Raw genomic sequence first — 14,584 nt, 5'->3', positions numbered from 1 at the left:
TTAATGAATCTGAAAAGAGTTGCTGCGCATATCCGTATGCCGGATGACCACATCCGCATCGAACCGGATTTCACAGTCTGCGAATACGTCCTCCCAGTGGTCCCTGACCTTCTTCCAGCCGCGCGGGTCCTTCCGCTGCAATGCCCGTCCAAAGCCGAGATAATCGCTGCCCAATTCTTTGGCGGTACTTATAGCTGCTTGGATATGCTTCACGCTTTCTTTTATAAGCCGGTCTGACAGCTCTTCCAGCACTTTAGGCGAGGTAAGATCGAGCGGATACGGAGCTTCCTTGAGCGCAGCCTGCTGCGTGATCTTGACCGTAAAGACAGTATGCTCTGGGTCAGACGAATTGACTGCAAGCGATACCTGGGACTGATAGATGTTGAAGGAGAGATAGCCGCCCTCCTGCTGCTTGAGCAGAACCGGGAATTCTTTGATCCGATTATGCAAAAGAACGGTACCGAGAGCAGCGTCACCCGTAAGCCAGCCCTTCAGCTTGTCATCCTTGAACGCCGCAAGGGAGGAGACTCTCAGGATCGACCGGGGTTCGATATTCTTCAGGCTCTCATTGCTGCCCGATGACGGAGTCCACTCTCCTCTGGTGTATACCCCGTTGATCACCGGACCGCCTCCTCTGATCTGAATCCCCCGGATCACATCATCCACGGCCATCCGGAAGTTATAGCCGAACTGCTTGGAGGTCGTCTCCAGCTTCTCTACCAGATCATTGGCCGGGATTTTGCTGAACACAGTCATTGTGGACATGATCTCACGCGCAGGCTGTCCCTTGGAGATGAAGATCAGGCTGTTCAGCCGGGTATCGCTCTCCCGCTCCAGCACATCCAGAAGGTCCTTGATGCCTTCGCGGGCGAACGCCTCCGAGATCACCAGCACACGCACATGGCCCAGGGAGAGGAAGCGTGCCGTCTGGCGGGAAGCGTCTGCCAGTGCCTCGAACATCGTGCGGCCTGTTCCTGTGTACAGCGCAACCGGCGATATACCTCTGCTCTTCTCTCCGGAGATTTCTTCCGCCACAATCACTTGAAAAGACAGCTTGTACCGCTCAGCCTCAGTGTCTCCCTTGTCGATCGCTACCCCCGAGACAATCGCCCGCCGGTTGAGTTCAACACTGTCCCAGCAGCCGGTAAGCAGCATTGGAAGGACAAACAGTACACCTATGCCGCATAAGATTCTATTCCTCACGGTTCTCCTCCTCAGTCCTGCTATTCTTGCGGATTAACGGGGGGAGCTGCTCCTCATGACCGGTCGTTAGCAGCATGTAGTCCGGCATTTCCTCGCGCATCTGTGCCGGCGGCTTGTCCGCGCCGTTCAGCCAGAGCGGAAGTCTGAGCAACGTGTCCTTCTGCCCTTTAATGGAGAGGGGCACGAAGGGGAAGAGATAAGGAACACCGAAGGATCTCAGGCTGTTCATATGTGCTACAAGCAGAATCATGCCCAGCGTAATTCCATAGAAGCCGAATATACTGGCCAGGACCAGAAAAGCAAATCTTATAATTCTCCCGGCAATCGCCATGTTATACGCAGGAAGGGCAAAGCTGGCGATCCCGGTTAACGCCACTACGATGACCATGATGGGGGTAATAATTCCGGCCTCTACCACCGCCGTGCCCAGAATAAGCGCACCGACCACAGAGACCGTCTGCCCGATGGCGCGCGGCATGCGCACCCCGGCTTCACGCAGAATTTCAAAGGCCGTCTCCATCAAGAGCAGCTCCACAAAGGCCGGGAAAGGTACATTCTCCCGCTGGGAGAGCAGATTAATCAGCAGCGTCGTGGGTATCATCTCATAATGATAGGTGGTCAGCGCGAGGTAGACCGAAGGCCCCAGAATCAGAACGATGAAGCTCAAATAACGGACCAGCCGCATCAATATGGCAATGTCGAACCGCTGGGAATAATCCTCGGCAGATTGAAAAAACTGCGTAAACACCGCCGGGAGAATCAGCACAAACGGCGTGCCGTCCACAATAATAACCACCCGGCCTTCGAGCAGATTACCCGCAGCCACATCCGGCCGTTCCGTGTTGTAGATGGTCGGGAACGGTGTGAACGTCTTGTCCTGGATTAATTCCTCAATGTACCCGGATTCAAGTATCTCATTCAAGGCAATTTTGTTCAGACGCTCTCTGGCTTCGCGGATCAGATCCTCCCCCGCAATCCCTTTCATGTACATCAGCGCCACATGGGTATGAGTCTCGGAGCCGAGCTTCAAGACCTCCAGGCGCAGCTTGGCGGATTTGATTCTGCGGCGGATCAGCGAGATGTTCGTGGCCACCGACTCGACGAACCCGTCCTTCGGCCCCCTGACCACGAGCTGGGAGGAAGGCTCACTGACCGCCCGCTGCTCCCCGCCCCTGGTTCCGCACAGAATCGCTGACCGGCAGCCCTCCAGCAGAATCGCTGTGTCCCCGGAGAGAATAGCGAGCATGATTTCCTTCCAATTCTCCTGGAGCTCCGCATCACCTATCGCCATAGCACGGCTAAGGATCTGCTGCGGGAGCGAAGCTTGCTCCCGAGGACTGTCAGCGCCGCCAGCCGTGCTATCGAGCAACAGCTCCTCCGTATGATTCAGCAGCGAGCCCAGCACGAATTCATTCACGGAGCCTGAGTCCGCCAGCCCGCTCAGATGAACAGCAGCCGCTTCCAGCCGGCGTTCTCCCCCGATCTGGATTCTGCGGATCAGGAGATCCGGACTGCAACCGAGCTCCGTCTGAATATGGAGCAGACTTTGGGCGACCGTATCCGCGAGGCCCAGGGCAACACCACCCTCAGGTTGTCCCGGTCCCGGTGCAGTATCTGCTCCCGCATTCTGTGCTTTTCGGCTGGACCCTGATTTCATCTCCGCTCCTCCTCCCTGATTCTATGCAGAGTTCTATTATTCGCGGATATGCCTGCCATTATTCGGCTGTTATCCCACACTCGTCCTGTTCCTCTTAAACAACACAACAAATCCCCTGCATCTGGTATGCAGGGGATTGCAAATAGTTATATGGGAATCAGATATCGACTGAGCCGGTATATACCACCTGCGCAGGGCCGGTCATATACACATGATTATCGTCCTCGTTCCATTCGATGAACAAGTCGCCGCCCTTCAGGCTGATAACCGCCGAGCGGTCCGTCACTCCGTTCAGCACGGAGGAGACCAGCGTCGCGCAGGCGCCTGTTCCGCAGGCCAGAGTAGGACCGGCACCGCGTTCCCAGACGCGCATGTCCACGTGGCCGCGGTTGACGACGGTGGCGAACTCTACGTTTACTTTACGCGGGAAGAGCGGATGAACCTCAAGCTTCGGTCCCCAGGTTGCGAGATCGAACGATACCGCATCGTCCACATAAATGACTGCATGCGGATTCCCCATGGAGACTGCGGTGAACCGGAACGCTGTGCCGTCCGCTTCAATCGGCTGGTCGAGCACAGGCTCTGCGTCGATCGCTACAGGAATCTGCGGTCCGGACAGGACCGGCTCACCCATATCCACTGTTACGCTCTCCACAATCCCGTCCTTCACCTTCAGGGAGACCTTCTGTTCTCCGGCGCCAATCGTCTCAATGACAATCTGCTCCGATTCCACCAGACCCTGCTCATATACATATTTGGATACACAGCGGATCGCATTGCCGCATTGCTCAGCCTCGGAGCCATCGGAGTTCATGATACGCATCATGTAATCGCCGCGCTGCGAAGGAAGAATGTACACCAGTCCGTCTGCGCCGATGCCGAAGAACCGGTTGCACAGCGTAACTGCCAGCTCCGGGGCATTGCCCGGCAGCTCATCCTCGCCGAATACGATGATAAAATCATTGCCCAAACCGTGCATTTTAGTAAATTCCATTGTCAGGTCCACTCCTATAAGTAAGATCAGCTGTTTCCACATTCCTGGTTCATCATAAACCAAGCTTCTCAGTGAAACCAGCATACCTTATAGGAGTGGAGTGAGGCTATTGATTTTATGCTGAAAACTTTGTACTTTTTATCATCTGCCGTCCGCCGCTGCGGCTGCGGTTCTTCTTGCCGCCCCAGACGCTGCCCGCTCCCATCAGGAAGGTCGGGATTCCGGCCATGACCAGCACCAGGCACCATTCACGGAAGCTGAGCGGAACGGTCTTGAACACCGGCTGAAGCACAGGGAGATACATTACAGCCAGCATTAAGATGACAGAAGACAGGACGGCCAGCACCAGATATCTGTTCTGGAACGGATTCCGGTAGAAGACCGAGCGCGAGCTGCGGCAGTCGAATACATGAATGAGCTGGGCCATCACAAGGGTGGCAAAAGCAACCGACTGCGCGCGGATCAACTGCTGCGCACTGCCTGGATCAATCCGCAGCGTCAGCCAGAAGGCAGCCAGGGTACAGAGGCCGATCAGCAGCCCGCGGCTGACAATCTTCCAGCCCAGACGCCGGGCAAAGATATTCTCCTTCGCCCCGCGCGGCTTGTGCTCCATCAGATCCTTCTCCGGCTGGTCTACGCCCAGCGCCATTGCGGGCAAGCCGTCTGTAACCAGATTGACCCACAGAATCTGGATCGGAACCAGCGGCAGCGGCAGCCCGAGCATCATGGCGAAGAACATGGTCAGAATCTCGCCGACATTCGAAGCCAGCAGATACCGGATGAACTTGCGGATATTCTCATAGATATTCCGTCCCTCTTCAATGGCAGCCACAATGGTCGAGAAGTTATCGTCCCCCAGGACCAGAGCCGAAGCCTCCTTCGTCACATCCGTGCCGGTAATCCCCATCGAGATCCCGATGTCGGCAGCCTTGATCGCAGGCGCATCGTTCACCCCATCGCCGGTCATCGCAACGACATGGCCGTGGCGCTGCAGCGACTTGACAATCCGCAGCTTATGCTCCGGCGATACCCGGGCGTAGACGAACACGCTGTCGGAGACCTTATCCAGCGCGTCATCGTCCATCCGGGTAAGCTCGCTCCCCGTCAGAACCCTGCCGCCGCGCTGCAGAATGCCGAGTTGATGGGCAATCGCCTCTGCCGTCGTCCCATGGTCGCCGGTAATCATCACTGTCTTTATGCCTGCCCGGCGGGTTACGCTGATTGCATCGCGTACTTCCTTGCGCGGCGGATCGATCATCCCGGCCAGACCCACGAAGACAAGCTGGCTTTCCGCTTCCTTCTCGCTGCCGGCCGTTTCTCCGCTCCGCAGATCGCGGTAAGCCATCCCGAGCACACGCAGCGCGCCGGAAGCCATCTGTTCATTGGCATCCAGCACCTTCTGGCGCAAGGTCGGCGTGCAGGGCACGACTCCGCCCTCCCACAGCATATACGTGCAGCAATTCAGGAGCACGTCAGGTGCGCCTTTGGTGCAAATCATCCGGCCGCCGGGGTGATTCACAACCACCGACATCAGCTTACGTTCGGAATCGAACGGAAACTCCGTCTCACGGGTATAGGTTACGGCAAGCGCCTGGGCAGTTAGTCCCATTTTGGCAGACAAAGCGACCAATGCACCTTCCGTAGGATCGCCCTTCAGTTCCCAGACCGGCTGGGCGTTAGCCCCTTTATCGGCCTCTGCGCCTTTGCCTTTCTTTTTGCTGCGCGTGTCGGGGTAGCTCTCAAAAATCTCTGCATTGCTGCATAATGCGCCCACCTGAAGCATACGCCGCAGACTCTGGTCATTCTTCAGATCAACGGGCCGGCCCTTCTGCAGCACACTGCCTACCGGAGCATAGCCTTCCCCTGATACCTCAAGGGTCCGTCCGGCATTCCAGAGCTGGGTGACTGTCATTTTGTTTTGTGTCAGGGTTCCTGTCTTATCCGAGCAGATGACGGAGGCACAGCCCAGCGTCTCTACCGAAGGCAGCTTGCGGACAATCGCCTTGCGCTTGATCATCCGCTGTACACCCAGCGCAAGCGCAATCGTCACAATGGCCGGAAGTCCTTCGGGAATAGCTGCCACTGCCAGACTCACCCCGGCCAGGAACATCGCCGTTGCCGGCTGACCATGCATAATTCCTGCCAGGACCACAACAATGGTCAGTCCCAGTGAGACGTAGATCAGAATCTTGCCGAGCTGCTCCAGACGGTGCTGCAGCGGGGTCTCCTGGGATTCGGTGTTCTGAATCAGATCGGCAATCTTGCCCATCTCGGTAGCCATACCGGTGCGGATGACCACAGCCCGGCCGGTTCCCCGGGTCACCATCGTACCCATGAAGCCGATATTCTTCTGATCGCCCAGCGGGATGTCTTCAGCATAGATCGCCGAGGCATGCTTGGAGACCGGCAGCGACTCCCCTGTCAGCGCCGACTCTTCGGCATAGATGCTGCTGCACTGCAGCCAGCGGACATCTGCCGGTATCCGGTCCCCGCTCTCCAGCAGGACGATATCTCCGGGGACCAGCATTCTGGCGGGAAGCACCTCCTGCTTCCCGCCGCGCATCACTTTGGCCGTAGGCGCGGAGAGCTGCTTCAGTGCTCTTAACGAACGCTCGGCGCGGAACTCCTGCACGAATCCGAGTACCCCGTTAAGCAGAATAATCGCGATAATCGTAATGGCGTCTAAGTATTCGCCGAGCAGGCCGGATACCAGTGTCGCCCCCATCAGCACCAGTACCATGAAATCCTTGAACTGATTGAGCAGCAGTGTAAAAGGCGATACCCTTTTGCCCTCAGACAGCTCATTGTACCCGCTCTCTTTGCGTCTTGCGGCGGCGTCCTCGGCGCTTAGCCCCGTTCCCGGCTGAACGCCGAACATCTCCTGCAGCTCCTCTGCACCGAGCCGGTGCCAGCTTTTTTGTTCCATAACTAATCTTTCCCCTCCCGGTCGTTTCTTGACTTCCGGCGGCGCACAGCTTTTCCACCTGTTCATGTCCAAGTGTATTCATGGTCGTCCCAAAATATCACCGTATCTGGGTTTCTCCTTTTGCGCGAACCGGTAAAAGTATGGCATCATAGAGGGAGTACTTTATTATCAGGCGACAGGAGAACCTTATCATGGCATTAGACGGCATTGTTACCCAAGCGATCGTGCATGAGCTTCAGCCCTTCATCGGTGCACGCGTCGGCAAAATATATCAACCCAGCACACATGACCTCATCTTCACCCTGCGCGGTGCGGGCGGCGGCGGCAAGCTGCTGCTGTCGGCGAACCCGACCTACCCCCGGCTGCACCTGACCGAGAGAAGCAGCATCAACCCGGCGGAAGCGCCGATGTTCTGCATGCTGATGCGTAAGCATTGTGAAGGCGGCACCATCGAAAGCATTACCCAGGTGGGGCTTGAACGAATTATTCATATCACCATCAGAACCCGGGATGAGCTGGGGGATGTCTCCGCCAAAAAAATCATCATCGAGCTGATGGGACGCCACAGCAACATCATTCTGACCGAGCTGGCTACGGGGACGATTATCGACGGCATTCATCATGTCACCCCGTCCATCAGCAGCTACCGGGTCGTTATGCCGGGAGCGGCTTATACCCAGCCGCCGCAGCAGCATAAGCTGAATCCGCTGCAGATCAGCCAGCCCGATTTCCTTACCCTGATAGCCTCGGCAGAGGAAGCGGCCCGCTACGCCGCCGAGCATCCTCAGGAGCCGGAGGAGGATATGATCGAGGGCGAGATCGCCGGACTGCTGGCCTCACTTGAGGCTCCGCAGGCTGACGGCTCCGGCGGCCCGGCCCCTTCAGCCGATCCGGCCGGCTGGCTGGTCCACGCCTTCAGCGGCCTGAGTCCGCTGATCGCCGGAGAGATCCTCCACCGGTACAAGGAGATAGGCGGAGAAGCTGAGGACTTCCGCAGCGGGATGGATAAGCCCGAACAGCTCTGGAAAGCCTTCCATTCCGTCATGGAGCCGGTCAGCAAGCAGGAATTCGCTCCAGTCACCGGTTGGAATGCCAAGGGCAAGCCGGTATTCTCGGCCATTCCGCTGAAGCTCATGAGCGGGAATGTGAAGCATTACAGCTCCATAAGCTTGTGCCTGGAGGATTATTACGGGGACAAGGCGGAGAAAGACACGGTTAAGCAGCGGGTTAGCGACCTGATCCGCTTCCTCAGCAACGAGCGCAGCAAGAACATCAAGAAGCTGGCCAACCTGCAAAAGGATCTGAACGAAGCCGAGGATGCGGACCAATTCCGGATCTGGGGCGAGCTGCTGTTCGCTTCCCTGCACACCGTGAACAAAGGCGACAAGGAAGCAAAGCTAGTAAACTACTATGATGAGAATCAGGCGGAGATTACCGTTCCGCTCGACCCGCTGCTAAGCCCTACGGACAATGCACAGCGGTATTTCAAAAAATATAACAAGTACAAGAACAGCCTGCGGGTGATCGGCGAGCAGGTCAAGAAGACGCACGAAGAGATTGCCTATATGGAACTGCTGCTCCAGCAATTAGCCCATGCCTCACTGAATGACATTGAGGAGATCCGCGAGGAGCTGGTTAGCCAAGGCTACTTACGCGACCGCAGCAAGAAAGGCAAGAAGAAAAAGAAAGCTGCCAGACCTACGCTGCAGGTGTTCACTTCCTCTGAAGGGGTTGACATCTATGTCGGCAAAAACAATCTGCAAAACGAGTATGTCACCAACCGGCTCGCTGCGCCGAACGATACCTGGCTGCATACCAAGGATATTCCCGGCTCGCATGTGGTGATCCGCAGCGAGGAATTCGGCGATGCCACCCTGGAGGAAGCCGCCCAGCTCGCCGCCTATTACAGCCAGGCCAAGCAATCCAGCAGTGTGCCGGTGGACTGTACGCTCATCCGTTACGTGCGCAAGCCGAGCGGAGCCAAGCCGGGCTTCGTCATCTACGATCATCAGCGGACACTCTTCGTCACGCCCGATGAGGAGCGGATCAAGCAGCTGCCGAATGTGCTGCGTAGTTAAGCGAAAAACCGAACACATTAAGCTGGCGCGAAGGTAACTGGCACATTGTGTGCGAAAAACAGCATACAATCGGCTCGTGAAAGGCGCATGGGCCTAATGTGTGCGGAAAACAGCATACAATCGGCTCGCGAAAGGCGCACGGGCCAAATGTATGTGGAAAACAGCATACAATCGGCTCGCGAAAGGCGCACGGGCCAAATGTATGTGGAAAACAGCACACAATCGGCTCGCGAAAGGCGCACGGGCCAAATGTATGCGATAAACAGCATATAATAGCAGGTGGTTTACTCTTACTGATCATGTGCTCTACTAACAGTAAGGATTGCTCTTACCAAAAAACCTCCGTCCTGTAGCGCCTGCGCTAAGGGTCGGAGGTTTTTAGTGTCTTGTGTCTTGTGTCTTGTGTCTTGTGTCTTGTATCTGGTGTCTGGTGTCTGGCGATTTGTGTTTTTGTATCCTGCGCTCTTTACTGTGTCCTGCGTTCAGCCTCTGGCAGCCTTAAGCTGCTGCAGCACAGCGGCAGGCACACTCACACTGCCGAGATCCCCATGGAAAACAACGCCCTGCCGCGCACCATGGAAATCCGAGCCGCCGGTTACCCGCAGGCCGAATTCCGCAGCCAGTGCAAGGTAGCGCTCATGCTCTGCCGGGCCATGATCGGAATGATACACCTCAATGCCGTCCAAATCACATTCCTCCACGATTCTGCGCACCAGCGCGTCATCCCCGTAGATTCCCGGATGGGCCAACACCGCTGCACCTCCTGCTTCACGAATCCACTGGCAGGCCGTCTCCGGGGTAATGCGCGGAGGCGAGACATAGGCTGCCGCACCTTCACCCAGATACTTGTCGAAGGCATCCCGCATATCATCGGCTGCACCCAGCCGCACCAGCTCATCCGCGATGTGCGGGCGGCCGATGCTCTCATCAGGCTTCAGCTCCCGGCCAAGCCCTGACACTACCTGCTCCAGGGTGATCGCAATGCCCAGCCCGCGCAGCTTCTCCAGAATTGCTTCATTACGCCCGAGCCGGATACCCCGCTGCTCCTCCAGGCGGGACAACAGCAGTTCCTGTTCTATGTCGATATAGTAACCGAGAACATGGATCTCCTTGCCGCTCTGCCGTGTGCTGATCTCTACACCGGGAACTACAGTAATCCCGTACCGCTTGCCTGCTTCCAGTGCTTCCGCTACTCCGCTGACCGTATCATGATCGGTAATGGCTACCGCTGCCAATCCGGCCTCGTAACCAAGCCGCACATTCTCTGCCGGCGGCTGCATGCCGTCCGAGGCCTGGGTATGGGTGTGCAGGTCGCATCTGCCGGCAGTATCAGCAAGACCCGCTGTAGCGAACTCCGCCTCTGATTGCCCGATATGACTTGTAGGGTCTGTCATGGAATTCCTCCGTTCTTTCAAGTAAGTTTACATGCTTTTATGCAGCTACACGCAGCCAGCTATGCATATCCGTTACTGTCCGCCGGCATGCTGGCGCAGGAAGCTTAGGAAGGTTACCGCCGAGATCGGCAGCAAGGTCGATTTCAGATGAATGGCGTAGAATTGCCGTTTGAAGGAGGCATCCGTCAGATTGACAATCTTCAGCAGGCCGAGCGCTACTTCATGCTTGACCGAGGAGGTCGAGATAATCGTAATCCCCAGCCCTGCCTCTACCGCCGACTTCACCGCACCGGTACTGCCCAGCTCCATCACAATCTGCATCGCCGCAGGGTCAAGCCCGTTAGCCTCAAGCTGCTCCTCCATCACCCGCCGTGTACCCGAGCCGCGTTCGCGCAGCACGAACGGATAGGCGAGCGCCTGCGCCAGCGTCACTTCCGCCTGACCGGCCAGCGGATGCTCATGGGGCACGATCAGCTTCAGCTCATCGCCCATTACCGGCTCAATCACCATGTCCGGGTGGGAGACCGGCGCTTCAATCAGCCCGAAATTCAGCTGATGCTTATGAATCTCATCCATAATCTGTGAAGTGTTCATCACCTTCATCATAATCGAGATATTCGGATATTCCTTGCCGAAAGGCCCCAGCAGGCGGGGAAGCACATATTCACCGATGGTCAGGCTGGCTCCGAGCATCAGGCGGCCCTCCAGCATGTGGGTGAAGGCCGACATCGCCTGGTCCGTCTCGCGCATCAGCTGCATGCTGCGCACCGCGAACGGCATCAGCGTCAGGCCGGCCTCGGTGAGTATGATTTTTTTGGTGGAGCGGTCGAACAGCTTGGTTCCGAAATAATCCTCCAGCGCCTGAATCTGCATCGTCACCGCAGGCTGGGTCATATGCAGTGTCTGCGCCGCCGCCGAGAAGCTGCCCCGTTCGGACACGGTATAGAAAATATGAAGCTGATGAAAATTCATACGTTACTGACTCCTTCGCTAATTACAGTTGTAGAGTGTAGAGCAAAAAGGCACGCAGCCCTAAGCCGCATGCCTCCCTCATTTCAAGTATCTTACTTGCGCCTGCGGCGTTTCTTGGACAGCTTCATGCGCCGGGAATGACGCAGCCAGGAATAGTATCTCTTGAGATCCCGGAGCTGCGGAGTCACCGATATTTTGCCCAGAAAAGACACGATTACCATGACATACAGAGGCTCTCCGGAGAGGGCCGTGACGCCCTCAAGCTGCCTGAAATCAACCACGATCACCGTATCATTATCGATCAGATAGGCATTATAATCACTGCTCGAGTAAGGCCTCAGCCGGTTCTGCTTCAGGGCCTGCCAGATCCAGGCGGTCACCTCTACATTTGCGCTGTCCTCAGCTGCTACCCGGTCCGCATAACGGCTCTTGGCATGCCGGGTCAGCACGATGTCGGCAATCCCATAGTTATTCAGCATGATGTGGAAGGGTTCGTGCACCCCCCACCAGTCCATCCCCTTGCCCTGCAATAGTCATCACACTCCACGTAAAAAGGGTCTTGGCATGCTCTTATTGTTGTCAATCTTACCGCATTGACGGCCGTTGTTCAAGCATACCGCCATCCCCGGCAGTCTTGCAGTGCGAAACGTCAGCTGCCCGCCCGGTTAATCGTATAGAGCACAGGGATCGCCGCTCCAATGAGGATCACCCCCATAAATGCCGGTGCAGCCGCTCCAAGCGATACATAGAGCTGTCCGCCAATCAGCGGTCCGATCATTCTCGCCAGCGCCTGAATCGATTGGCTGCCCCCTTGAACCCGTCCCTGCTCGCCCGCTGCGGCAGATTTGGACAGCATTCCGTTGAACGAAGGCCCGAAGACTGAATCTCCGAAGCCGAAGATAAACATCCCTGCGATAAAAAGAGGATAAAAGGCGAACAAGGCCGACAACGCAAACAGGACATAACCAACAATTTCCGAGACCATTCCGAGGAGGGCAATTTGCCTGTCACTGTACCTTTTCAGGAGCTTCGGCATAATGAATCCTTGGGACAGAATATCCTGCAAGCCCATGATGGAGAACATCAATCCGATGATCACCGGCTTCCAGCTGAAATTATCCAATGTGAACTGTGAAAAAATAGCCTGGAATGATCCATTCGGTATCCACAGCAGGAAGGCAGAGACAAACAGTCTATTGAGGTTCTTCATGGACAGGAGGTTCGCAAGCTGCGAGAAGGGGTTCAGCCTGACTAAGGGGATTGCCTTCAGTCTCTTACTTTTCTCCAGACTCTCCGGCATGAACAGGAAGCCATAACCCGCATTCAGTAACGTTACCGCTGCACCAGCATACATGGGCACCGAATACCCGAACTTGGCCAGCAGCCCGCCCATCGACGGACCAATAATAGTACCGGCCCCTACCACCGCGCTCACCCAGCCAAAGTACTTGGTCCGTTGCTCCGGTGGAAGAATGTCTGCAAAATAAGCGAAGATTGTACCGATGCTCCCGCCTGTGATCCCTTCAATAATCCGCCCGGCGAACAGCACCCATAAAGCCCCTCCAAGGCCAAATATGAAGTAACCGGCAGCAGAACCCAGCAGGCATAGCAGAAGTAAAGGACGCCGTCCGTATTTATCACTCAGCGCACCCAGCACAGGCGCCGCACAGAACAGGCAGGCCGCATACACTGAGGTCAGCAGGGTAATCATCACCGCTTGTTTTCCGGGATCGCTAATGTAAGGCTGGACGAGGAATGGAACCACAGGAGCTATAATGCTGAAGCCTATTCCGCATAAAAATACAGAGATTAGACCGAATATAAGCGCGTGCTTATCTACTGTTGGTTCAGAGGATTGATCTTGATTTTGAGCGGGTCTGGATGTGGACATGCATCTTCTCTCCTTGGAGTTTATGAATTGTTTCCTAAGAAACAATATCATACTAGCACATTTTTGATTCCAAGGAAACATAATTTTTAGCGTAAAAAAACACCCTTCCGGGTGAAAGTAACTCTGCCTCAACTATTCTGCTGAAGTATAGAGAGGAAATTAATCTTCTTCCGTGCTGTTCTCCAGCCCCAGCCCCAGCTCCTGCTTCTTAATCTCTTCATCCAAATGCCTGTTGTACTTCTCCATGAAGCTGAGCATACCGGCATACTGGCTATCGGTCACCTGCTCAAACACGGGTCTGTCCCGCTCCCGGAACTCACGGTGCAATTCGTCATGGATCTGATACACAGCCTCCCCTTGACCGGTAAGCCTGAAATAGATTTCCTTCTGATTGTCCGGCTTCCGGTAGCTCTCGATAAGCCCCTTATGCAGGAGCTTCCGTGTAATCTTGCTGATCGCCCCTCTGGTCATGTACAAGGCCTCTGCAAGCTTGGTCACGTTGACGTCTGCATGTCGTCCGATGTATTCAATACAGTGCACCTCCGAGGGTTTATTGCCCTTAAGACTGATCTCCATCTTCGACTTGTTCAGCCAGCTCATCTTATTGAATAATTCCCGGAAAGCGGTTAAGACCTGTTCCTCTTGGTTCATTGCCGGTCCCCCTCTAAAAAAACAGACGCCAGCGGCGTCTGTCTAAATAACCTTTATCCCTGAACTACAGACCGTAGTACTTGGACTTGTCCGGTCCGTTGCTGGTATATTCCGTCTTCAGTTCATTGCGGTACGAACGCTCAATCTTGCGCACATAAGAAAGTCTGCGGACATTCTTCATGACTTCCTCGGCGCGCTCCGCATTGACGTACATTACCGCATAGTGCATTTTACGGGAAACGTAGTGCAATGTGCCGTACTTCTCCAGGTTGCGCGCCGCCTTGACGTCGCTAACCCATACAATATAACCTGTCCGTTCCGCAAACATAAGCTCATCCGCCTCTCTTTCTCTATCTCCTCGCGGGTCAGCTTATCCGCAGGAGCATTTGCCGCCGCTGCCGCATCCGCCTTTGGGGGAAGGATCATTGCTGGGGACCTTAATACTGTCCGAGACCGAGAATGCGATCGCCTCAGACATGGAATGAAGAATATCATCCAGCGTCTTCTCCGCATTCTTGAAGCGGACCACCGCTTCGAACTGCTCCAGCTCCCGCTCTACAGCCTCAACCTCATCCTTGGCCGAGTGATAGTTCGGGTGAAAATGACCAAACCGCTGTGTCTCCTCAAACAGCTCCTTCTTGCCTTGCAGCCGCTTGATGATGGCCTGGATTTCGGGATGGTTATCCACCTGTCCCTTCCAGTATAGGTAATCCGACACTTCTGCGGATTGATTTATCATATCGCCTAATTCATAGGCGTATGTCAGCACTTCGGCCATATCGACCGTATTTAATTCCGCTACGCTCATGAACTTCAAC

General features: G+C 55.6%; 12 protein-coding genes. 1 reads left to right on the top strand and 11 read right to left on the bottom strand.

The window, feature by feature from the left end; genetic code table 11:
* From MKX51_RS12430 to MKX51_RS12415, 4 genes are all read right to left on the bottom strand, one after another.
* A complete protein-coding gene (locus MKX51_RS12430; RefSeq protein ID WP_340992579.1) occupies positions 1 to 1,203 on the bottom strand; it encodes a Ger(x)C family spore germination protein in 1,203 nt (400 codons plus the stop codon).
* Entirely contained in the window at positions 1,193 to 2,860 is a 1,668-nt protein-coding gene (locus tag MKX51_RS12425; protein ID WP_340992578.1) for a spore germination protein, read from the bottom strand. The genes MKX51_RS12430 and MKX51_RS12425 overlap by 11 nt, the downstream gene beginning before the upstream one ends.
* 157 nt (positions 2,861 to 3,017) lie before the next feature.
* Positions 3,018 to 3,854 (bottom strand): diaminopimelate epimerase, encoded by an 837-nt coding sequence (gene dapF, locus MKX51_RS12420; protein ID WP_340941337.1) that lies wholly within the window; start codon positions 3,852 to 3,854, stop codon positions 3,018 to 3,020.
* A gap of 115 nt (positions 3,855 to 3,969) precedes the next feature.
* The gene (locus tag MKX51_RS12415) at positions 3,970 to 6,780 is read right to left on the bottom strand and encodes a calcium-translocating P-type ATPase, SERCA-type (RefSeq protein ID WP_340992577.1); all 2,811 of its coding nucleotides are present in this window, start codon (positions 6,778 to 6,780) and stop codon (positions 3,970 to 3,972) included.
* Between the two features lie 191 nt (positions 6,781 to 6,971).
* Between MKX51_RS12415 and MKX51_RS12410 the strand changes: the two genes are divergently transcribed.
* Positions 6,972 to 8,858, top strand: a complete 1,887-nt coding sequence (locus MKX51_RS12410) for an Rqc2 family fibronectin-binding protein (protein ID WP_340992576.1) — start codon at positions 6,972 to 6,974, stop codon at positions 8,856 to 8,858.
* Between the two features lie 482 nt (positions 8,859 to 9,340).
* Here MKX51_RS12410 and MKX51_RS12405 read toward each other — a convergent pair whose 3' ends face one another.
* The 7 genes from MKX51_RS12405 to MKX51_RS12375 all read right to left on the bottom strand — a co-directional run bounded on the left by MKX51_RS12405 (position 9,341) and on the right by MKX51_RS12375 (position 14,574).
* Complete coding sequence (locus tag MKX51_RS12405) at positions 9,341 to 10,252, bottom strand: PHP domain-containing protein (protein ID WP_340992575.1); 912 nt, start codon at positions 10,250 to 10,252, stop codon at positions 9,341 to 9,343.
* A gap of 72 nt (positions 10,253 to 10,324) precedes the next feature.
* Entirely contained in the window at positions 10,325 to 11,224 is a 900-nt protein-coding gene (locus tag MKX51_RS12400; RefSeq protein WP_036729432.1) for a selenium metabolism-associated LysR family transcriptional regulator, read from the bottom strand.
* Positions 11,225 to 11,316: 92 nt separating this feature from the next.
* Entirely contained in the window at positions 11,317 to 11,739 is a 423-nt protein-coding gene (locus MKX51_RS12395) for a hypothetical protein (protein ID WP_340992574.1), read from the bottom strand.
* Positions 11,740 to 11,873: 134 nt separating this feature from the next.
* A complete protein-coding gene (locus MKX51_RS12390) occupies positions 11,874 to 13,115 on the bottom strand; it encodes an MFS transporter (RefSeq protein WP_340992573.1) in 1,242 nt (413 codons plus the stop codon).
* A gap of 159 nt (positions 13,116 to 13,274) precedes the next feature.
* Positions 13,275 to 13,766, bottom strand: a complete 492-nt coding sequence (locus tag MKX51_RS12385; RefSeq protein ID WP_340992572.1) for a MarR family transcriptional regulator — start codon at positions 13,764 to 13,766, stop codon at positions 13,275 to 13,277.
* 64 nt (positions 13,767 to 13,830) lie between these two features.
* Entirely contained in the window at positions 13,831 to 14,094 is a 264-nt protein-coding gene (locus MKX51_RS12380; RefSeq protein ID WP_036694997.1) for a YlbG family protein, read from the bottom strand.
* 42 nt (positions 14,095 to 14,136) lie between these two features.
* Positions 14,137 to 14,574, bottom strand: coding sequence for a YlbF family regulator (locus tag MKX51_RS12375; RefSeq protein WP_340941348.1), 438 nt, complete (start codon positions 14,572 to 14,574; stop codon positions 14,137 to 14,139).
* Between the last annotated feature and the right edge of the window lie 10 nt (positions 14,575 to 14,584).

The organism is Paenibacillus sp. FSL M7-0420, assembly GCF_038002345.1.
In the GTDB taxonomy this organism is placed as follows: Bacteria; Bacillota; Bacilli; order Paenibacillales; family Paenibacillaceae; genus Paenibacillus_AQ.
This window is presented reverse-complemented; position numbering and strand designations above follow the sequence as displayed.